The 21,452-nt window shown below is 45.1% G+C and carries 21 protein-coding genes; 11 read left to right on the plus strand and 10 right to left on the minus strand.

Annotation, left to right across the window (positions count from 1 at the left end):
• Positions 1 to 62: 62 nt before the first annotated feature.
• The 4 genes from FE296_RS19540 (at position 63) to rarD (ending at position 3,169) form a co-directional block, all read left to right on the plus strand.
• A complete protein-coding gene (locus tag FE296_RS19540; RefSeq protein WP_124117486.1) occupies positions 63 to 704 on the plus strand; it encodes an NAD(P)-dependent oxidoreductase in 642 nt (213 codons plus the stop codon).
• Positions 705 to 960: 256 nt separating this feature from the next.
• Positions 961 to 1,356, plus strand: coding sequence for a hypothetical protein (locus tag FE296_RS19545; RefSeq protein WP_143786599.1), 396 nt, complete (start codon positions 961 to 963; stop codon positions 1,354 to 1,356).
• A gap of 197 nt (positions 1,357 to 1,553) precedes the next feature.
• Complete coding sequence (locus FE296_RS19550; RefSeq protein WP_150366053.1) at positions 1,554 to 2,141, plus strand: hypothetical protein; 588 nt, start codon at positions 1,554 to 1,556, stop codon at positions 2,139 to 2,141.
• 149 nt (positions 2,142 to 2,290) lie between these two features.
• On the plus strand, positions 2,291 to 3,169 hold the full coding sequence (gene rarD, locus FE296_RS19555) for an EamA family transporter RarD (RefSeq protein WP_150366054.1): 879 nt from the start codon (positions 2,291 to 2,293) through the stop codon (positions 3,167 to 3,169).
• A 534-nt stretch (positions 3,170 to 3,703) separates the two neighbouring features.
• Here the strand turns inward: rarD and FE296_RS19560 are convergent.
• The 3 genes from FE296_RS19560 to FE296_RS19570 form a co-directional block, all read right to left on the minus strand.
• Complete coding sequence (locus FE296_RS19560) at positions 3,704 to 4,159, minus strand: hypothetical protein (protein WP_124117500.1); 456 nt, start codon at positions 4,157 to 4,159, stop codon at positions 3,704 to 3,706.
• Between the two features lie 1,017 nt (positions 4,160 to 5,176).
• Entirely contained in the window at positions 5,177 to 6,226 is a 1,050-nt protein-coding gene (locus FE296_RS19565; RefSeq protein ID WP_124117502.1) for a glycoside hydrolase family 53 protein, read from the minus strand.
• 347 nt (positions 6,227 to 6,573) lie between these two features.
• Positions 6,574 to 6,801 (minus strand): hypothetical protein, encoded by a 228-nt coding sequence (locus FE296_RS19570; protein ID WP_017692425.1) that lies wholly within the window; start codon positions 6,799 to 6,801, stop codon positions 6,574 to 6,576.
• Positions 6,802 to 7,049: 248 nt separating this feature from the next.
• Between FE296_RS19570 and ppk1 the strand changes: the two genes are divergently transcribed.
• On the plus strand, positions 7,050 to 9,131 hold the full coding sequence (gene ppk1 / locus FE296_RS19575; RefSeq protein ID WP_091020823.1) for a polyphosphate kinase 1: 2,082 nt from the start codon (positions 7,050 to 7,052) through the stop codon (positions 9,129 to 9,131).
• Here the strand turns inward: ppk1 and FE296_RS19580 are convergent.
• On the minus strand, positions 9,091 to 10,620 hold the full coding sequence (locus tag FE296_RS19580; protein WP_190945376.1) for a Ppx/GppA phosphatase family protein: 1,530 nt from the start codon (positions 10,618 to 10,620) through the stop codon (positions 9,091 to 9,093). The two genes, ppk1 and FE296_RS19580, sit on opposite strands and share 41 nt — an antisense overlap.
• A 26-nt stretch (positions 10,621 to 10,646) precedes the next feature.
• On the minus strand, positions 10,647 to 10,901 hold the full coding sequence (locus FE296_RS19585; protein ID WP_017692428.1) for a hypothetical protein: 255 nt from the start codon (positions 10,899 to 10,901) through the stop codon (positions 10,647 to 10,649).
• A 238-nt stretch (positions 10,902 to 11,139) separates the two neighbouring features.
• Between FE296_RS19585 and FE296_RS19590 the strand changes: the two genes are divergently transcribed.
• Positions 11,140 to 11,799, plus strand: a complete 660-nt coding sequence (locus tag FE296_RS19590; protein WP_124117505.1) for a YheC/YheD family protein — start codon at positions 11,140 to 11,142, stop codon at positions 11,797 to 11,799.
• 355 nt (positions 11,800 to 12,154) lie between these two features.
• Positions 12,155 to 12,298, plus strand: coding sequence for a sporulation histidine kinase inhibitor Sda (gene sda / locus FE296_RS19595; RefSeq protein ID WP_017692430.1), 144 nt, complete (start codon positions 12,155 to 12,157; stop codon positions 12,296 to 12,298).
• Positions 12,299 to 12,319: 21 nt separating this feature from the next.
• Here the strand turns inward: sda and FE296_RS19600 are convergent, their stop codons facing one another.
• Positions 12,320 to 12,571: a hypothetical protein gene (locus FE296_RS19600; protein ID WP_124117506.1), complete on the minus strand. Its 252-nt coding sequence runs from the start codon at positions 12,569 to 12,571 to the stop codon at positions 12,320 to 12,322.
• Between the two features lie 76 nt (positions 12,572 to 12,647).
• Positions 12,648 to 13,622, minus strand: a complete 975-nt coding sequence (locus tag FE296_RS19605) for an NAD(P)/FAD-dependent oxidoreductase (RefSeq protein WP_210437008.1) — start codon at positions 13,620 to 13,622, stop codon at positions 12,648 to 12,650.
• A gap of 654 nt (positions 13,623 to 14,276) precedes the next feature.
• Between FE296_RS19605 and FE296_RS19610 the strand changes: the two genes are divergently transcribed.
• Together FE296_RS19610 and FE296_RS19615 are read left to right on the plus strand one after the other, a co-directional pair.
• Complete coding sequence (locus tag FE296_RS19610) at positions 14,277 to 15,470, plus strand: NAD(P)/FAD-dependent oxidoreductase (RefSeq protein ID WP_036605766.1); 1,194 nt, start codon at positions 14,277 to 14,279, stop codon at positions 15,468 to 15,470.
• A complete protein-coding gene (locus FE296_RS19615; protein ID WP_017692433.1) occupies positions 15,467 to 15,721 on the plus strand; it encodes a hypothetical protein in 255 nt (84 codons plus the stop codon). The genes FE296_RS19610 and FE296_RS19615 overlap by 4 nt, the downstream gene beginning before the upstream one ends.
• 246 nt (positions 15,722 to 15,967) lie before the next feature.
• Here the strand turns inward: FE296_RS19615 and hemQ are convergent, their stop codons facing one another.
• Positions 15,968 to 16,714, minus strand: coding sequence for a hydrogen peroxide-dependent heme synthase (gene hemQ, locus FE296_RS19620; RefSeq protein WP_062837936.1), 747 nt, complete (start codon positions 16,712 to 16,714; stop codon positions 15,968 to 15,970).
• A gap of 283 nt (positions 16,715 to 16,997) precedes the next feature.
• Between hemQ and FE296_RS19625 the strand changes: the two genes are divergently transcribed.
• A complete protein-coding gene (locus FE296_RS19625; RefSeq protein ID WP_124117510.1) occupies positions 16,998 to 17,291 on the plus strand; it encodes a YuiB family protein in 294 nt (97 codons plus the stop codon).
• A 385-nt stretch (positions 17,292 to 17,676) separates the two neighbouring features.
• Positions 17,677 to 19,212 (plus strand): replication initiation and membrane attachment family protein, encoded by a 1,536-nt coding sequence (locus FE296_RS19630; RefSeq protein WP_124117512.1) that lies wholly within the window; start codon positions 17,677 to 17,679, stop codon positions 19,210 to 19,212.
• Positions 19,213 to 19,411: 199 nt separating this feature from the next.
• Here FE296_RS19630 and FE296_RS19635 read toward each other — a convergent pair whose 3' ends face one another.
• Positions 19,412 to 19,957, minus strand: a complete 546-nt coding sequence (locus FE296_RS19635) for a GerMN domain-containing protein (RefSeq protein ID WP_150366056.1) — start codon at positions 19,955 to 19,957, stop codon at positions 19,412 to 19,414.
• 31 nt (positions 19,958 to 19,988) lie between these two features.
• Complete coding sequence (locus tag FE296_RS19640) at positions 19,989 to 21,377, minus strand: N-acetylmuramoyl-L-alanine amidase family protein (protein WP_190945378.1); 1,389 nt, start codon at positions 21,375 to 21,377, stop codon at positions 19,989 to 19,991.
• Positions 21,378 to 21,452: the final 75 nt, after the last annotated feature.

Below are 21,452 nucleotides of genomic sequence, written 5' to 3' on the forward strand. Positions count from 1 at the left end.
AATTATAGTTACAATATAAAGATCAACATAAACAATATTGATAATTTAAAGGAGAGATCATGATGAATATTGCAATCATTGGTGCAACAGGCAAAGCAGGAAGTGTAATTTTGAAAGAAGCGGCAGACAGAGGGCATAAAGTAACGGCAATCGTTCGTAATGCATCCAAATTGGAAGATAAAAGCCTGAATACGCTGGAGAAAGATGTATTCGATCTTACAGCTGAAGATGTTAAAGCGTTCGATGTGGTTGTAAATGCATTTGGTGCACCGGCGGGTAAAGAAAACCTGCATGTGGAAGTAGGACAAGCGTTGATCAACATCCTGAAAGATGCACCAAATACTCGTCTGATCGTTGTGGGTGGAGCAGGAAGTCTGTTCACAGACGAGTCCAAGACATTGCGTCTCTTTGAATCCCCAGGATTCCCTGATGCATACAAAGCAACTGCAACGAACCAAGGCCAAAACTTGCAGGATCTGCAAGCATCTTCAGGTATTCAATGGACATTCTTGAGCCCGGCTGGATTCTTTAATCCAGAAGGCGTACGCACCGGCAAATATCAAGCAGGCAACGATGTTATTCTCGTGAATAGCGAGGGCAACAGCTACATCAGCTATGCTGACTATGCGATTGCTTTGGTTGATGAGATTGAGAACCCACAACACAAAAACGAGCGTTTTACCGTTGTTGGCGAAGTGAAGTAACACTTTTAAATTATTATATGGAACATACAAACGGACGCTGATCTCCACAGATCGGTGTCCGTTTTTTTATGTTATCGAAGAGGGATGTTCTGCAATAAAGTTAGACAGGTTAGATGATTATCGTTCAACTTCCAAATACTCCTTTGAATCTATGTTATATTATTCTAAATATGGGATGTAAATGCGATTATATGGAAGGCCTACTTCTTTTAATCAGATTTTCTGCGAGCCTAAAAGTATAAGGGAGTGAACAGTTGTGAAGATGTATTCTAATGGAGTTATACTATTGATCTTTGTGGCTTTAATGATTAGTGTATCGAGTGGTTCGGGGTTATCCCAATATCCAAACGTTAAAAATGCGATGAATCAAATTCACATCACTTCTCTTTATCCGAAAAATAAGAATGGACAGACATATGGTTCTGCCGCATATGCGACTTCTCCAGAAACGGAACCTGATTTAATCCTGGCTACTGGTGTGGATGGTACAGAAGGATATCTGCTGAAAAAAGACATGGATGGCGAGCAACCAAAAACACCTGAAGAAGCTATTGCGATACAGAACAGCAGATCACCAGACGGGTGGGATATTCCACTGTATGACAAGGATGGTGAAACCGTAATTGGTGTGTTTCATGTTGGAGGAAAGTGAAAGTAACCAGATTAGGATCAAAGTGACGCTACCATGAAACATCAATAAATGAACACCATTCGGCAGTTGATCAAAAGGGTCGGCTGCTTTTTAATTGTGCCAATGTACTGTATGCGTATTGAGATTAGAACTTAAGGGCAGTTTGACGTCTTATCAAAGAGACAAGTTCTTTGTCGTTGTACCCAGGGGGACCGTTAATGAAAAAGATAAAACTTATTGTAAGCATATTGATACTGGGGATTTTTTTATTTGGGGCGCTAGATGGATTACGTTTCAAAGAAATAAATGTAATACCAGGTGACGTCAAAATTGTGCGATCTGAAGAAATTAATGATTTTGGGAAAGCAGTGTTGTTTGAAGACAACCAAGATAAGACTTTTGGGATTGCTGGATTAAAGAAGGAGTTCAGAGTTCTATATCGTTATGGTATAAGTACAGATGGTCATTGGATTGAGGAGGGCAAACCATTTGAAGCTGCTGGGATTGGTGATTCAAACTATTTTGTAGTCGCGGTAAAAACAGCTAGGGAATCAAATATCAAATATGTTGCCCTTGGAAATCACATGGAGAGTGTTATGCCCTTGGAAAACTATGAATTATCTCTTGAGAATGTCAAAGCAAATCTTGATGGCTACCATTTGAAAGAGGTTACTGATAATTATGTTCTGTTTGTATTAGATGAGTACTCTGAGGATACATGGACAATAAGAGCCTTTAGTAAAGATGGAGATTTAGTTGCAGATAAACTATTTGGTGGGGAAGCAAGATTTATGGATCGGGAATGAACTAGTTTATACTAACGTGAAGCTTTTGCTCAAAGAAAAGTCATTTGAACTAGGCATGGATTCCGGTATGACCTATTACCCCTTTACTTAAACGAGGATCGAGGCGTATAATCCGTTGAGACATTAGAGCAATAAGAGGGGATATCGTTATGAATAATGGATTAATCAACGCAATCATTGCGTATATCATGTGGGGGGTTCTCCCGCTGTATTGGAAGTTGTTTGAAAATGTACCGGCAGGTGAGATTTTATCGCACCGGGTCGTCTGGTCATTTGTCTTTATGGGAATTTTCGTTGTCGTCCAACGTCGTTGGGGTGACATGAAGCGCATCTTGACCAGTCGTTCGACCCTGCTGTCCCTTACCGCGAGTGGGCTGCTAATTGCTATTAACTGGCTGATCTTCATCTGGGCAGTTAACAACGGTCATGTGGTTGAGACAAGTCTGGGCTATTATTTGAACCCGTTACTGAATGTGCTGCTGGCGGTTGTCTTCCTTCATGAAAAGCCAAACCGTGGGCAATGGCTCGCGATTGCCATCGCTGGTGTCGCGGTGCTTATCATTGCCATCGACTACGGGCGTTTCCCATGGGTCGCGATCTCGCTGGCCGTGTCATTTGGCTTGTACGGTCTGGCGAAGAAGAAGATTAAGCAAGACGCTTCTGTGGGTTTATTTTCGGAGACCGCTGTAGTTCTACCCGTCGCACTAGGCTACTGGATCTATTTAGCCATAGTAGGAAAAGCAACGGCATGGACGCTACCTGCGCCGATGTTCTTCGAACTGCTGCTTTCCGGCGTGGTGACGGCGTTGCCACTGCTGTTCTTTGCAAGGGCGGCTGCTCGAATGTCGTTGTCCACACTCGGCTTTGTGCAGTATATCGGGCCGACAATCATGCTGATCCTGAGTGTGTTCGTGTTCAAGGAAACGGTCTCGCCAGTTCTGCTCGTTGGTTTCGCGCTGATCTGGACAGCGCTTATCGTATACGCTGCCGCATCGATGCGTGCCATGAGACTTGCTAAGGTAAGCTGAACATAGAGGTATTCTGGTATCGCCATCACTGCTCTGTCTGCCGATCCGGTGGACAGGGCAATTTTTTGTTTGAGCGGGGACGTTAGCTCAACAAAAACTAAAAAGTAGCTGGATCAACATTATGGTAAAATACAGGAGCAGCAACTAAAAAGAGTAATCGAAAAACGAGGAGGCAACAGATATATTATGGTCAACGACCTGTGCCGTAAAGGTGGCTTGTTCTTTACAAAGAATAATGTAGTTCGGACATTATTTCAGTTTTCTATTTCAGCGATAATCGGTATTGTATATGGGTTTATGATGCTCAACGAATCGATAGGTGGATATATTAATAAATTGCTCCCGAGCACGGATGGTCCTGATGTTCATTTATATTTGCCCGTTGTGGTGACAGTGTTTGTCTACTCGTGTCTTATTCAGAAGAAACAGCGAATTGTTCTTGAAAAAATCTCATTTAGTTGTCTACATATTTTTGTTGCCCTGCTAAGTTGTGTTTCTGCAGTTGTCGTGTTATTGGTGATCTAATCCGGATTCCTAAGTATCTATACCTTCAGGCCCATCAACTGCATCAATGACACCGACAGCGATTGTTGTTACCGCAGCAGCAGCTAAAAGATTCTTGGCACCCAGCTTGACTCTGTCCTTATCTTCCTCTTTCATGCCCACAACAACATCTTTACCGCTGTTATATACATACTTGGCTGATATCGCTACACCTTTTGCAGTATTGGTTACAGCACCTCCAATATCGGCAAGCCCCGCGTCTATGGCGGTACCATCTTTTCGAATTGCACCACTGGCAAGATCATATGTCCCGCTAGCCAGTTGTCCCACGGTTTTGCCTGTATTTATCGTGGCTTTCTCTACGCCGTTCCCGATTTCTTTGATAAAGGGGCTTCCTGCAATCTCACCGACAACCCTCACGCTGCCGCCCAACACTTTTCCGGTAACTTCCCCAGCCAATTGACCTATCCCTTTTAAAAAACTCATCCATTTTCCCCCGCTCCAATAAGAAGTTGATCCTATGTGTTATCTCAATAAACTTATTATATTCATATGTAAGCCAAAAGAACATCAGTCTCCAGCCCGAGTGGTGCACCCCCCCTCGATTGATCGCGACACACTTGAGAAGTGCCCGATCCGCCCCCGGAACGTCCACCACGCTGCACTCTTAACGCACTTCATCACAAAAAGGCGCTACTCCCATAGGAATAGCGCCTTCTGCCCTTGTTTTACCTGACTACTTAATCCCAGTTGACTACACACGGTTTTAGAAGTGTCTCAAGGAGCAGCAACGTAGTGGAGGGGGCGGAATCGATTCTGAAGAAGCGAAGCGGTCGCCTTAATCCCCGGATTTTCCCCGAATAAGGGAATTCATAAAATCTGGGGATAACAGCGATCATAAGAATGTTCCGCCACCGGAACGCACCCTTAGCGCACCTCATCACAAAAAGGCGCTACTCCCATCAGGGATAGCGCCTTCTGCCCTACATTACCCTAATCCATTTGACTACACACGATTTTAGAAGTGTCTCAAGGGAGCAGCGACGTATGGAGGGGGCGGAATCGATTCTGAAGAAGCGGAGCGTTCGCCTGAAAGCTTTCTGCAAGAAAGCTACATCGGAAGCATAAGCTATCCCCGGATTTTTCCTAATAAGGGAATTCATAAAACCTGGGGATAACAGCGATCATAAGAACGATCCGCCACCGGAACGCACCCTTAGCGCACCTCATCACAAGAAGGCGCTACTCCCACCAGGGATAGCGCCTTCTGCCCTACATTACCCTAATCCATTTGCCTACACACGGTTTTAGAAGTGTCTCAAGGAGCAGCAACGTAGTGGAGGGGGCGGAATCGATTCTGAAGAAGCGAAGCGTTCGCCTTTATCCCCGGATTTTTCCCTAATAAGGGAATTCATAAAATCTGGGGATAACAGCGATCATAAGAACGATCCGCCACCGGAACGCCACCACTGCTCCCATCCAAACTTCTAACCTCTCCGTGTTCTAGTCAATAAATCCTTCCATGACAGCCGTCGGCATCATATTAGACTGCCACGCGCCTTTGCCGTAGCCGCCGTTGTATCCTGGTGTAGCCTGAGGCTCCCAGTAGAATACACCTTTTCCTTTGCCGTTTGGCAAATTGCGGATTTGGTTTTTCATCGCAGCAACAAAACTTTTTCCAGCTGCAGCCTGGTTATTGTCCATGCCAATTTCGGAGATGATGATCTCTTTGCCATAACGGTTGATCATATCCTTGGCGTTGTTTACCGTATTTGTTACAGCGGTGTTCCAGCCAGAAGCTGAAGGATAGAGGGACATGGCAATCATGTCAAAATTAGCTCCGTTATTGATCAAACCACCAATGTTCCATACATAGAGGGCGTTATCATCTCCACCTGCCAGATGCACAATGGTTTTGGTGCCGCTGCTCAGGGATTTTACTGCATTATGGCCTGTATTCACCAGCCACGCATAGTTTTTCATGTTGGTGGATGCTTTGCCATCTTCCCATAACATGCCGTTGCTTGTTTCATTACCGATCTGTACCCAGTCCGGGGTAACGCCTTTGCTTTGCATCGCCGTCATAACTTCACGAGTGTGGTTCCATACCGCATCCATGAGCTGTTGGAACGTATAGTTTTTCCAGGCAGCAGGTTTGGTCTGTTGACCAGGGTCTGCCCAGGAATCGCTATAGTGCAGGGTAAGCATCACACTCATGCCAGCATTTTTGGCACGTTGTGCGAGTGCAGCCGCACGATCCTTATTCATGTAACCGTTCCCATAATCATTCGAAGGATTAACGAATACCCGAATGCGAACGGAGTTGATTTGATAGTCTTTTTTCAAAATATCAATGATGTCACGCTGCACCCCGTTTTTATCTTTCCATTTGTAGCCTTGGGCTTCCATTCCGGGAACCCAACTGATGTCGGCTCCTTTGGCGAAACTTGGTGCTGCGCTGGCATGTTGACCTGCGGGCAACATGATGGAGGTGAATAACAAAACAAAAGCCAACATGATGGATGTCTTGAAACCCCTTACATTTTTGAACATTACAAGATGCCTCCTCGGATTTAGGTTGAGTTGCATCCTAATTATAGCCATCCTGGTTTGCTCTGCTAAAGGGTCCATTTCCAATATTTCGGGTGTTTTCTCAACCTCTCTACAGAAAATGAGAAAACAAAAAGCCGTCCGAAGACGGCTTTTCTACCCGTGGCGCTTTTTGAAACATTGATCCGTATCCCGCGCCTCCACCAGACTCTTTTAATTTGAGCTAGTGGATCGGGTAAGGGACACGTTCAACATGACATTAGAAATGTTGACGCACCTCCTTTCCTTGTGGCAAGAGTATACAACACCTTGTTTCGGAAAGCTAGTCTTTTTTACGTATTTAAGCAAAATTATTTTTCAGTCTGGAACATCGTGATATCTCGTGCATAATGGCTCTTTGTTCCGTCATTGTTTCGAATGCGTACACTGTCTTCACTGATCCGCTCCACAATGCCACAACCGACCTCGCAATAGACACCAGCCGGGTCTTCCTGCCACGCGCTTACCATACATTGAGATAGTGCAGCCGTGAAAAACTCTATATTTTTTTGTAACGTTCTAGGTTTGTTGGATTTCATTATATACTCCTTTAATCAAATATATTTGGAATGAGAACAAGCAACCGGACCAAATCACACTGTACTTCACTTTACTCTGTCTATTGACCTTTGTAAAGGGATGGAAAAAGTTGCGGCCATGAGGTATCATTTACATAAATTTTACGTAGCGTTTACACTGCGCTGACGCTTGATGTTGATTACGAATAGTACAATTATATGAGAACTTCTAACCAAGAATAGATATGCAACACATTCGGAGGCCATACATGCATAGAGACGTCAAAACAGGTAACTACGTTAATCGTGATTTGAGTTGGGTTGAATTTAATCGGCGCGTACTTCAGGAGGCCCAGGATCCAACAACGCCTCTGCTGGAACGCATGAGATTTCTCGGCATTGTCGCTAGTAATCTGGACGAGTTCGTCAGTGTAAGGGTGGCAGAGACAAAAGAGAAGATCAAGGCCGGATTCACGCAAAAAGATTTTACAGGATACACGCCTTCGGGATTGTACCGCAGATTGATCAAACGAACCGGGACCATGGTCGCCGAACAGTATAAAACGTATCGTGAACTCATTCGTCTACTCGCCAAGAAAGGCGTGAACATTCAGGAATATACAGATCTTAATGTGACACAGCAGCGCGCAATGGACCAATACTTTCATGAAATTATTTTTCCGGTACTCACACCGATGGCGATTGACCAGAGTCGCCCGTTCCCACTGGTACACAACAAGTCTGTCTATCTGTCCGTGATGTTACAGAAGGAAGGGGAGCAAGAGGGAGAGCCGTTTATGGCTATTGTTCAGGTGCCTTCCAATCTGCCGCGGGTAGTTCAGGCTCCCATTCGGGCGAATAGCAAAAAGAAAACATTCATACTGATTGAAGACCTTATCAAACATCATATCCATACGCTATTTAGCGGATATATCTCACTTGCTGCACAGGAATTCCGAGTGACCCGCAATGCGGATCTGTTCATTAATGAAGAAGAAGCGGAAGATCTGCTTGAGGCTATTGAAAAAGAATTGCGACGCAGACGCCGCGGGGCTCCTGTACGACTGGAAGTCTGCAAGGATTTTCGACCGGATGCCTTATTGGAATTGCAGGATGAATTTGATATTCAGGACCCGGTATATGAAATTGATGGACCACTCGATCTGAGTTTTCTGGCGGGATTTGTGGACAGTCTGGAAAGTTTCTCACATCTGAAGTACAGTCCGGTGAAGCCAGTCTACCCACTTGAGTTTCTGCCAAGAGAAAGTCATTTTGAGCTGCTGCGCAAACGCGATGTACTGGTGCATCATCCATACGAATCGTTTGAGCCGGTCACCGATTTTATATTGGAGGCTTCGGAAGATCCAAGAGTTCTGGCCATCAAGATGACTTTATATCGGGTCAATGGCGATTCACGCCTTATTCCGGCACTTGCACTTGCCGCTGAGAGTGGTAAGCAGGTCACGGTGGTGGTGGAACTGAAAGCCCGGTTTGATGAAGAGCGCAACATTGCTTGGGCCCGTAAGCTGGAGAAGGCTGGATGTCACGTGGTATATGGACTAGTTGGACTGAAGACCCATGCCAAAATCATTCTTGTCGTACGCAGGGAACAGCAGGGACTGAGACGTTATGTCCATGTAGGAACCGGTAACTATAATGAGAGCACAGCCAAAGTGTATACGGACGTGGGACTATTCACCTCTAATCCGATTATTGGGGAAGATGCATCCGAATTGTTCAATGAGATTACCGGATACTCCGGTCCGAAGGCATTGCAGGCGTTCCGTGTAGCTCCAGATGGTATGAAGGATGAGCTGTTTGCACTGATTCGTAGAGAAACAGAGCATGCGCTGAAAGGCAAACCTTCCAGAATCATTGCCAAGATCAACTCCTTATCCCATCAGGAAATGATTGATGAATTGTACGAGGCTTCTCAAGCCGGCGTGCAGATCGATCTGATTGTGCGTGGTGTATGTTGTCTGCGTCCGGGGGTAGAGGGGCTCAGTGAGAATATTCGGGTCATTAGCATTGTGGATCGTTTTCTGGAGCATTCACGGTTGTTTTATTTTGAAAATAGCGGCAACCCCGATGTATTCATCTCCAGTGCAGACTGGATGACACGTAACCTGAATCGAAGAATTGAACTGATGTGTCCCGTATTTGATCCAGAGCTGAAGAAGATGCTGGTCGATATTCTTAATCTGTCCCTTATGGATAATGTCAAAGCCAGAGAGCTTATGCCTGGTGGCAATTATGTATTTGTAAAAAATGAAAAGCCCCCGCTGAGAAGTCAGACGGAGGCCATGGGTATTATCCCTTGGAAGCCTGCTGAATGGAGTGCGTTAACGTAACTCCCCAGGCTTCCTTCAGATCCTTGACAGCCTCTTCCAGGCCATCAAGTTCCAGTAACGGCTCAGCTGTACAGGTGAATTGCACCTGCAGCGAGTCGTTTTCTTTTGTTGCTTCAATCGCAGCGATGCTTTCGGATCGATTGATGGCTTCCGATAAGCGCAGCAGAGAGCCAATACGATGAGCATGCCGCTCATCCGAGTTTTTCAGAATGTCCCGGTGCTTATTCAGAAGCTGGGGCGTTCTTTTTTTGGGATGATAATCAGCTGCACTGGCACTTAGAATGGTCTCCCGATGAGAAAGTCCATAGATACTTGAATTCATGATCCAATAGGCCGAGTGCTGTGTATAACGGAAATAGTTAATCTGCTTACCTGCCATGTGCAGCATGGAAGATGCATACAGGATTCGGGCATCTGCTTGATCAGGAGGGGTACCTTGTAATGCCGTATACAGGGTAACCGTATCCTGATGAATCCGTTGCAGACGTTTCTCTGGAATAGGCGGACCAAAATGGATAAAGTTGCGGATACTGTCCTTCAGCGCGTCCGGAACGACTGGCTGACCTCCAGCCATGTAATCTCGCAATAACCCGTCTCGTAGACCCGCACCACTAACCACATAACGATCTCCCTGAATTAACTGGAAGACGGTTCGCAGGATCAGTACGCCGGGCACAATGATGTCTGCGCGATCTTTGGCGAGCCCAGGTACCTTTTTGCGCTGTGCCGAGGTGAGGTGAGGCAAGGAGTTAGCGATGTTCTCCATCGCTTCCTCACTGATCTCATAATGATGGGTGACAGGCAAAGAATACTGGGTACGCTTCTGTTCCACTTTGGCGAGTGTACGCATTGTGCCGCCAAGTCCGATGAGTGGCAGGCCGGGATGCTCACGAATCCAATCCTGTCCACGGAGAGCCTCAATGACTTCGTTGCATAATGCATTTGCATTCGCCTCGGTCCACTGATCTTCGTCCCCGTAACGGGCATGTGAATTCACTGCACCAATAGGGAGGGAGATGCTATGTAACCTCTTCCGATCCCGAAAGACCGTGATCTCTGTGCTGCCGCCTCCAATATCTACGACGAAACCGTCTGCCAGATCAATGGACTGAGTAACACCAAGGAAACCGTAATAGGCCTCCCGATCTCCGGATACACATTCGATGGTAAGCCCCGTCTCTGTCTCCAGCCATTCAATAATCTGCAGGACATTGCTTGCATTACGAATGGCTGCCGTAGCTGCTGCACGGATCAGTTTGGTCTGATACGCTTCACAGGTCGCTTTGAATTGACGCAAGATGGTGATGGCTTTATCCAAAGAATGGCGAAGGATGGTACCATCGGGCTCAACAACGCTGCTCAGACGAGCGGCGTATTTGTCTTCATGAATGATGCGATAGGCTGCGTCCTGATCCAGTTCATATATAACTAGACGAATGGAGTTCGAGCCGATATCAATAATTCCTAAGGTTTCATTAGTACGTTTCATAAGCATCTCCTTCTACAGAGGTTCAACTACCCGAAGTGAAGAAGGGCAGCCATGGCTTCCGGTGAACCCGGCGGTGTGGCAGAGAAGGGCGTAGTTAGCATAACAACAATGATAAAGACGATGAAACAGGCAAATATAAGACAACTCACGGCAAAGCCGCGATTACGCTTTTGCATAAACAGTCGAATACCTGTGACAAAGAGAAGTACCGTAACAGCTACCAGAACGATCGACATTGCAAAATAGGCTACGCCATAAAGTGATTTGAAAAATGCTTCCATTTGTTCTGAACGCTCCTTAGATCCTCATATTTAAGCCCTTCCAAGCCATTCCTTAGTAGCATACGACAGATTGACTTGTTTGAAAAGGAAACCGGGTGCTTGTTCCCGTTTCCGCCATCACCCCTGGGACAGGTTACATGGAAAAGGGGCCTTTGCCGTGGACAGACATCCAAGAAAGCAAGGCTTCTGTTGAGTATGTATAAGGAAGGACTATTGTTTCAAGGAAGGAGATCAACCCATGTCGAGACAACTTGCAAGCAAATGGCGGAAGACAGCGGCTCTGATGAAATACCCGGTAGCGGCTGTCCATATCCCACAGACCAAGGCATTCAACTCGGGTAATCTGCTGCAAATGCTCAGTCGTTATGGAATGGTTTATGTCAAACCTATTGTAGGAGGCGGAGGTTACGGTGTCATCCGGGTATCGGCGAGCGGTGGGGCTTATCGATACACTCATATGAAGACAACCCGTTCTTTCGCCAGTTTCAGCCAGATGTATCGCTCTCTGGTGCGTGTAAAGGCTAGACGCAGGTACTTGATCCAGCAAGGCATTCATCTGGCAACGATTCAAGGGAGACCTGTTGATTACAGAGTCAAAGTTGTCAAAACCGAACGAGGCTGGGTATTCCGCTCTTTAGTAGGGCGACTCGCTCGTCCTGGGCTCTGTGTGACAAATCTGAGCAAGGGTGGCACCATGTTATCAGGAAGGCGAGCTCTTGGTTTATCCCTGCCACATATATCAGGTCGACATAAACGCCGGGAGATGCGTTCACTTACACTGACATGTACGTACATTATGGAAAGTCAGTTCCCTGGTGTAGGTCAGCTTGGATTTGATTATGGACTGGATTATTCAGGTAAGATCTGGATTTTGGAAGTGAATACCAGACCTCAATAGAAAATGAATGGGAAAACTCAAGAAAATTCAAGAAAAACCGATAATATATAGAAGAAAACGGTATGAAAACCGTTTGAAATTTTACATTACTGGGTAATTTACTCGCAACAAGTCTTGAAACTATGAATTTATTCCAAAAAAAATACGCTGATAAACGTTCTGACAGTAGTACAAACTTCCTGTGCATAAATATTGTCCACACTATACATGTTGATTACTCTGTATTTTTTCCATTTATCAACAAACTATGCACAGGATTTCCACATAACGTTGTGGATAACAAGAACGCTTGTTCTCTATATGAATCTCTGATATGATAGTTTTGAGGAAAAAAAAGGAAAGGTTGTGGCGGGAAATGGCTATGTTATCCGATGAGATGTTGTTGGATTCCTACCATAAAGCGATTGAGTTGAATCTCGAACGAGATTTCATCGCACTGCTGTTGGCAGAAATCCATAAGCGCAAACTGGGTACCGACGTATCTGCCATTCTTCACTAGAGATCCTCATTGCAGGCAATGTTACAGGTTTCCGGACAAGTCCCATAGTGAGACAGGCCATGGCGTGCTCGTCTGACAATGGTGACAGTACATCACATGATTGCAAACGTTTTCGACTTCGTCTGCCGTGTCAGAGGAAGGGTGGGATACGTAGGGGCTGTATGGTCCGGTGTAATCATCCAATTTGCCGCATTCTAACAGTCCCTGAAGGCAGTGGGGGCAAGCCTGCTCCGGTACAACCAGACCGTTACACAGCGGGCATATATAAGACAAGGGTATCCCTCCTGATATGGATTCACTCAGGAGTAAGATACCCTTTTTTGTATCAATATATGTTATTTCAGCAAAACTAGCGTTTCATGTTACTGCTGTGTCCTGGGGACAATTTGGCATCCGGATCGAAGTATACCTTTGCATTGTTGACGGCTGTTGGAGCTTCGCCGAATCCGACAGCGATCAGCTTCAGTTTACCTGGGTATGTTGTGATATCTCCGGCAGCGAAGATTCCTGGAATAGATGTTTCCATGCGGGAATCAACAACGATGGAGTTACTGTCAATTTCGATACCCCACTCGGCAATTGGTCCGAGAGAAGAGACAAATCCGAAGTTAACGATCACGTCATCTACTTCGATTTCCTGAGTTTCTTTGGTTTTCACATGGGAAAGGGTTACTTTGGTAATCGTGTCATCCCCATGAAGTTCCGTGATTTCGGTCGGTGTAACGACATTCACCTTGGAATTCATCAGGTTTTCGACACTGTGCTCATGCGCACGGAACTTGTCCCGGCGATGGATCAGCGTCACTTGCTCAGCGATAGGCTCCAGCATGAGTGCCCAGTCTACCGCGGAGTCACCGCCGCCACTGATCAATACCTTTTTGCCAGCGAAGGCATTCAGATCACTGATGAAGTAGTGCAGGTTGCTCTTCTCGAACTTGGCAGCACCTTCAAGCTCCAGGCGACGTGGTTCGAATGCACCTACACCAGCTGTAATAATGACGGCTTTGGCATGATATTCATTCTCATCCGTCTTCACGACGAAATGTTGTTCATCCTTTTTCTCCACCGATACAACCTTTTCTTCAAGGCGGATGTTCGGGTTAAAATGACTCATTTGCTCAACCAGGTTATTCACCAGTTCCTGAGCCGTTACTTTCGGGAATCCGGCTACATCATAGATGTATTTCTCCGGGTAAAGAGCGGCAAGCTGTCCGCCAAGCTGTGGCATACTTTCAACCAGTGTAACGGATGCCTGACGCATCCCACCGTAAAACGCGGCGAACAGACCCGCAGGGCCTCCACCGATAATAAGTAAATCAGTCATATCATGACTGGAATTTTGTGCAGTCAAGAATCAACAACACCTTTCATATTTTAATAGGTAGTTAACAGAAAGAATGTGCAGGCTACGTAACGTAACCGGCATTGGTGCTGAACTGTCTTTCCTATTATAAACGGTGTATTCAGGGTTGCAAAGTTAGCGGCGTCACGAAACTGGGAACAATTGATGAAGATCAGATGAGAATAGGATGAAATTGGAAATGAAAGGTTATGAAAAATAACAAAAAAAACCTTGATCTTTACTAGAAATACAGATATCCTTGACCTGTACTATGTGTTTTTTTGTCTAATTTAGAGTCAATATGTAATATGAAGAGAGAGCCCGTGTTTTGTAGAATCTTGTGGTTAATTTCACAACTTGAAACGATAACTTGCGTGCAAACGTATCAATTTCATAAACCCTTTAGTTGCTTCAATCAAGTCTAGATATAGATCAAAACAGTTCAATATGTCGATATCTAGTTTCATAAAATCCATTTTTAGTGAGTTATGAAATTGATGCAAACGTTTAAATAAATTCGCGAAGTTAACATTTGTCGTCATAATGGGCAAGACCTCATCAATATTTGTAAGTATGTGCATTTTGCATCTCACCCAAGATCGGGCTGGTGCAAGTGAAACCGGAAGGGGTATAGACATGAGCAGTATTCCCAAAATCGTCATCCTCGGCGCGGGCTATGGCGGGATTCTGACAGCCCAGCGGCTGCAGAAGGAATTGAACTATAACGAGGCCGACGTCACATTGGTGAACCGGCATGATTATCATTATATTACTACACATCTACATATGCCGGCAGCCGGCACGGATACCATTGAGCATGCAAGAGTCCCTATTTCCAAGCTGATTGATGAGTTCAAAATTGATCTGGTCAAGTCTTCCGTGAAGGAGATTCGTCTGCAGGATCGGAAGATTATTCTGGAGGACGGCACGTTATCCTATGATTATCTGATTATTGGACTAGGCGGTGAGCCTGAGACCTTCGGTATTCCGGGGATGCTCGATCACGCCATGACAATCCGCAGCATTAACTCGGTCAGACTGATTCGAGAACACATCGAATATCAATTTGCGATGTACAAAAACGATAACAAACGAAATCGTATTCGGTTTGTCGTAGGTGGAGCGGGTTTCAGTGGTGTTGAATTCGTAGCTGAACTTGCAGATCGTATTCCACAGCTGTGCAAGGAGTTCGACGTGAATCCAAAACATGTGCACATCTACAATGTAGAGGCAGCGCCTTCAGCTTTACCTGGATTTGATCCGGAACTGGTAGAGCATGCGATGAATGTGCTCAAGAAGAAGGGCGTTACTTTCAAAATTGGTGTTCCGATCAAGCAATGTCTCCCGGACGGGGTTATTGTAGGTGAGGGTGAAAAGCTCGATGCGGCTACAGTCGTATGGACCGGCGGTATTCGCGGTAACTCACTGCTTGAACAGGCAGGTCTTGAAGTGATGCGAGGACGTGTGAAAGTAGATGATTATCTGCGTGCTCCTGGACACGAGCATGTCTATGTCATTGGTGATAATTCACTTGTGTTCAACGCTGAAGGACGACCTTATCCGCCAACAGCCCAGATTGCGATGCAGCAGGGTGTGAACTGCGCCAAGAACGTTGTGGCATCCATTCGCAAGAAACAGCCTCAACCTTTTGTATTTACGAGCAAAGGCACGGTTGCCTCATTGGGTAAAGGGGAAGCTATTGCCGTTGTAGGCGGCAAGAAATACAAAGGCTGGAAAGCGGCTCAGCTGAAGAAGCTGGTTGATCTGCGTTATCTGTTCATCATTGGTGGTATCCCGCTAGTCCTGAAGAAAGGGCGGTTTTTTGGATGAGACATTGCAGTGTTCAGGTCCGGGGACTATTAACGCGTGAGGAACTGGATCGATACAACGCCCTGATGCAGGTCGGTGGTTATCTGGAGGAACAGGATCAATACGATCTGGCATACATTGTGCAGAAAGAAGTGGATATTCTCATTATGCCTGCGATTGAGCGGCTTAAAGAGAAGGGGCGGGACCGTGACCGGGCCACTGCCGAATTTCTCGAATCGCTGAAAGCGGTAGATGAGGAGGATGAAGATTAAGACTTTATATAAGTTGAACTAAAGATGTTTACACATCCACTTCAATGACAGAATAGCCTATGCTTCCGATGTAGCTTCGCTTTTTCAGGTTTTTTCTGTCCTTTCCGTTTTTGTATAAATAAATAGTTCAAACTATATAGATCTAAATCAAGCTTGAGGTAGTAGAATATTGATACACAATAAAGCACCGCAGACAGTATCCTTTTCAGGAGATGTCGCGGTGCATTATTGTGCTTGGCATCATGTTTACAGCTTAAGCATGTCTTCCAGTGTTCCTTCGTTCAACAGACTTCCCACATAGAACGAACCGAATTCGCCATAACGCGCGCTAACTTCATCGAAACGCATCTCATAGACGAGTTTTTTGAACTGAAGTGCATCATCCGCAAATAGCGTAACGCCCCATTCCCAATCGTCGAAACCGACGGAGCCGGTAATAATCTGTTTCACTTTACCGGCATAGCTGCGACCAATCATGCCGTGACTGCGCATCATGGTACGACGCTCGTCCATGGACAGCATGTACCAGTTGTCATTCAGCTCACGTTTTTTGTTCATCGGATAGAAGCAGATGTATTGCCGTTGTGGCAGAACGGGTTTCAGACGGGCGATAATTTCCGGATTTTGCATCGGGTCTTCGCCTTCTTTGCCAAGATAGTTGCTCAGTTCCACTACACTGACGTAGGAATACGACTTAGTTGTGTATTGGGCAAACATCGTTTTGTTAAACGCGTTCTCAACAGCCTTCAGATCTTCCAGCGTTTCACGCAGATGCATCATGACGAGGTCTGCTTTTTGACCTACAACCGTATACACAACGGTACTTCCTTTGGATGAATCCTCGACTTCTTTCCATTCTTTCCAGAATTCCTGAAGCTCGTCCAGTGCTACAGCGCGTTCTTCATCATCTGCTGCTTTCCAGGCGGCCCAGTTAATCGAGCGAAAATCATGCAGGGCATACCAGCCCTCCAGTGTTGATGCGGCTTCGTTCATTGGTTGTGTTCCTCCTGCAAGGTATATTTCCAAATCCCTATAAGAGGTTGTTCAAAAAGTCCGCACTGAAAACCAGTCTTTTTGAACACGCACTATAAGGGACGGGTGAGTGCTTTATCGTTTACATTGTATCCCAACATGAAGGAGAAGGGCAAATGAACAGTACATAAATATAGGGAAATTTGTCCAGAAAGTTCGTTGCTTCGCCACATTTTTTGCGGTACACTAACTACTATCCAGAAGTGAAACCCGAAAGTGTGAAAGAAGAGGTGAATGTCGCCCGATGCAATTTATACCTGTGTTGGTATTAATGGTATTATTTTTTGTTATGATGTTTGGTATCGGTTTCATTCTGAACATGCTGATGAAGACCACCTGGTTCCCTTCCTATCTGTTCATCATTGTAATTCTGCCTGTTGTTGTATACTCTCTATGGGATCATTCGTCGTCTCTGATGTCACATCTGGGTTCTTTCCAGCTTGTGGACTATATGACGGGCGTAGCGGGACTGGCTGGTGCGGTAATCAGTGGCTGGACGATTCAGAAGTTACGTTTGGGTGGGTACAGAATGTTTTAGATTGTTGGAACGAGGTAACGCATGCCACTGTAATCGCGTAAAAGTCTTGTCTTTGTCGTAAACGCTTACGAGTACAAAGGGAAGGCTTTTTTGCTGTTCATTTATACTAGAAGGATTATTGTACACTTGTACTTCATATACATCTGGAGAACATTCTCTTTAGATATTCCCTTGTATTCTGCGGCTACAGCTTTTATAGTATTCTAGCGGCTCTCGACATTTTTATTTTAGGAATTTGCTGAATTCGGCGAAAACGTGAATGATGTCGACCTAGGACGAAACGGAGCGAGAACGGGCCATCTTTTTACCTGTTTTTGAACATTTGAGGATCAGACATTTATGATAGAATAGATAAACATACTTTTGGGGAGAAGGAGATCAGGCTATGCGCATGAAGAATCTGCACCATTATACTGAACATCATCGCTACTGCGTATACAGGGAGTTTGGACTTAGCGCCCTGGATGACCGTATGCTTACAGGAGCATATCAGCCCATGGTAGGTGCTTTTGCGGTTGGCTTGTATCGGCTGTTGTTTCAGCATCTTCCCGGTGAACAGGTCGGTTATTCGCCGCTTGAACAGCAACGGAGGCTGTTCATGACACTTGGGCTAGAGCCAAGTGAAAAAGGTCGCAAATATTTGTTAGAGCAGACATCCAAGCTTGAGGCAGTGGGGCTACTTCAGACTTCACGGCTATATATACCGGAAAGTGATGATTACATCTACGAATATGAGCTGCAACCGCCGCTCTCTCCGGCAGAGTTTTTCCGGACACAGCATTTGACACTGCTGCTTCGTGACAAGATTGGCAAATTTGCCGTCCTTTCCCTGCGTTCCGGTTTCTCGGCAGTGGAAAATGGGGACGCGCCTTATCCGGCAGCCAACAAAGAGAATATTTCTGTTCCCTTTTACGATATATTTGAATTGAATACCCATGTGATTGATTATGAGTTGGAGCAGGCTTTGTCTGAAGTATCAACGACGGCCCAGCGGACAGGCACGAACGATGCAGCGGAAGAAAACAGTTTGAACTATGCCGACATTATTTTGCGTTTCCCGCGCGAGTCGGTCAATCGCCGTCATGTAGAGCAGTTGCGGTTCGATCATGAACAACTGGGCATTGTGAATTATGTGGTGAACAAGTTCAACCTCAGTGTGCAGGATGTATGCCGTCTGCTGGATGAAGATGATATCTTCACTCCACAGGGCCAGCTGATTCTGGATGATCTTCAGCATAAAGCGAGCATGCAGTTCAGACAGACGAAGAAACGCCATGAGCAACAAACTGTACAGGCAGCCAAGGTCGTGGCACTGAGGCAGCATATGGAGGAGCCAGAGCGGAAAGAAGACTCCGGTGAACCACCTGTTGAGCATGGGGTACAGATGGAATATTACGTCGAAGTACCTCCGCAATTCATGACGAAGTGTGATATTCATCAATACAATATGATGTTGCGTAACGAACCGTATACCCGCCTGTTGCAGACGTTCTTCCCAGGTGCAGTACCAGACAATCTGATTGATATATTTGAGAAAATTGATCTGAGCTACAAGTTGCCTGGTGAAGTCATCAATGTATTGATTCATTATCTGATGGCATTGCTTGTATCTGGCGGAGAGCAGCGGATTAACCGTAACTTCGTTGAGGCCATTGCCTCCAATATGTTGCTCAAGCAGGTGAACTCATATGAGAAAGCTGTGCAATATATTCGTGATCAGGCCAAGGTCAAAGGTAAACAGGCTGCTGGTGCAGCTGGAACCCGTACCCGTACATACGGCAAAGGAACCAAAGCTAAACCCGAAATTCCGATTGTACAAGACATAAGCAACGATGGGGATGCCGTATCTGAGGAAGAGTTTGAAGAGATGATGAGATTTGCCCAGCAGATGCAGGCAAGTAAACAAAAAGGAACTTCGTAACTCCCTGACCAAGAAGAAGTGCAAGTCCACCTTTTACCGAAAAAATAAGAGCCATTCGCAAAGTATTGATGCGAATGGCTTTTTATTTTTAAATCATGCTTTGTATGTTGCGACTTTAATCTCATCGGATAAACCAGCAATTTTTTTCAATATCCATTCTAAAGAGCGCATTTCAAGCAGAGAATTGTTTTCTATGGATCTATTCACGGGTTAGTGGATGTTCTAATTCTGCATGACCCATTAAACTGTCAGTTGCATCTCCATCAACGAGCAAATCAATATGGGTTACTTCATCAAACTGAAAAAAGGTTCCTTTCAAAGCATCGATCGCTAAGAGTTCTCCGCCAGACCCTAATCTTGCTTCATCCGGAATATGCACATCCAGCGTTAATTTCCCTTGATCAAAAGTAGCAGAAAGTAGTTCAATATTACTCCACAATGGAATTAGTTCGGTTTGACCACTACTTTGAAGGGCCGCATACGTCTTACTGTATTTTTCGGAGTCATCTTTAAATGTAATTTCCTTCTTACGTTGCTCTACTTGTAATAATTGATCATCTGCGTAAAACACCTCAATTTCTTGAGATTCTCCATTTTCTTCGCTTGGGTTAGCTATTGGCGCTGGTGTCGTATTAGCAGGATCGGAACCCTGTACTGGACTAGAAGAAGTAGGTTTGCTGCCACAGCCTACCACTAGTATGCTTATTGCACATATTGCGATAGCCACATAGATTCTTTTTTTCATAGAAGCACATCCTCTTGAATTATTCACTGTCCTATAGCTTCAAATACTCTTTTATCCCATCCACAATGGCCTGTGCTGCTTTATCTTGATTGCTTTCTGACATCATGGCCTCCTCCTCCATCTGGTTGCTTAAGAATCCGATTTCTAGAAGAACCGCAGACATCGTGGTTTCTCGAATGACCTGGTAGTTTCCGTTCTTAACGCCACGATCTTTAAATCCCAAGGCATCGATCAGATTTTTATGGATGAGAGTCGCCAGTGCTTTACTACTCTCACGTTGGTAATAATACGTTTCAGTTCCCGATATCTGAGGAGCAGCAGGGACGCTGTTACCGTGTATAGATACAAACACATCTGCGTTGAGATCGTTGGCAAGTTTGACACGTTCCGGTCGTGTAGGGTAGATGTCTGTTTCCCGAGTCATCATTAGTTCTATGTCAGGTTCCTTTTCCAAAAGAGCCTGCACTTTTAGCCCTAAAGCAAGGGCAAAATGTTTCTCAGGTTGCTTGGTGTAACTTATTGTACCTGGATCACTTCCTCCATGTCCCGGATCAATAACGACGATTTTTTTGCCGCTGTTCACAGGAGTTGCAGGTGCAGGTTCATTTGCCATACTTAGATCAAGGATAAATTTGCCGGCGATTGTCTGTTGTGTGTAATTCACCGAATTTATATTGTTTAATTCGATTACAATTCGAACCTGAGGAGGTTCATTTTTGAAAAGAGAATAACGTATGTCAGTAACACTTGGGAATTCGTTAACATCCAGTCTTCCCATGGATCCTCCAGATGGGACCTGTCCCATATTTCCGAAGTTGGTGGATGGGAAATCCAAAATAATTCGTTCGGGATTTTTAAGTGTAGATATGACTGGAGCAACTTCACGGTCCAATGAGACGACGAGTTGATTATTGGCATACGTTATATCATGAACCAGGTTAGTGCCTGCATCATTTCCATGAGGAGGTGAAACTGGTTGTAATACATTATTGCTGGTTAGCGTAACAATCTTGTTTTTGTTATTCCAGCCCACTCTCAGACCCATCTCTTCACTAACAAAACGTAGGGGAACAACAACCGTATTCTTGATCATTTGTGGAGCGATATTAAGTTGGACGGTGTTGTTCTGGACTGTAGCTTGATCCTTTCCAACGGTCAAGGAAATTGCATTAGAAGCTTGTTCTATATTTACATTTTGTGTCTTTTGGTCCCATTTCACGTTGAATTTTAAATTCTCGGCGACTACCCGAATTGGAATCATAATATTGTTTCGTACATTAACGACTTCAATATCATGGGGTAAAACTAGCTCCTGGCCATCTAAAATAATTTTAGTTTGATTCTTAGCTGCATGGGTATGCAGGGGAATTAGCAAGAGTAGCAGCATACTGAATAGTAACAGGATTATAGATTTCTTCATTTTACACCTCGGTTTTAATTTGCGTAGTACTAGACTCCTAACGGGGGGGAAACCAATCACCTCCTGTTTCTTTTA

It is taken from the genome of Paenibacillus sp. UASWS1643 (genome assembly GCF_008693195.1).
In the GTDB taxonomy this organism is placed as follows: domain Bacteria; phylum Bacillota; class Bacilli; order Paenibacillales; family Paenibacillaceae; genus Paenibacillus; species Paenibacillus amylolyticus_B.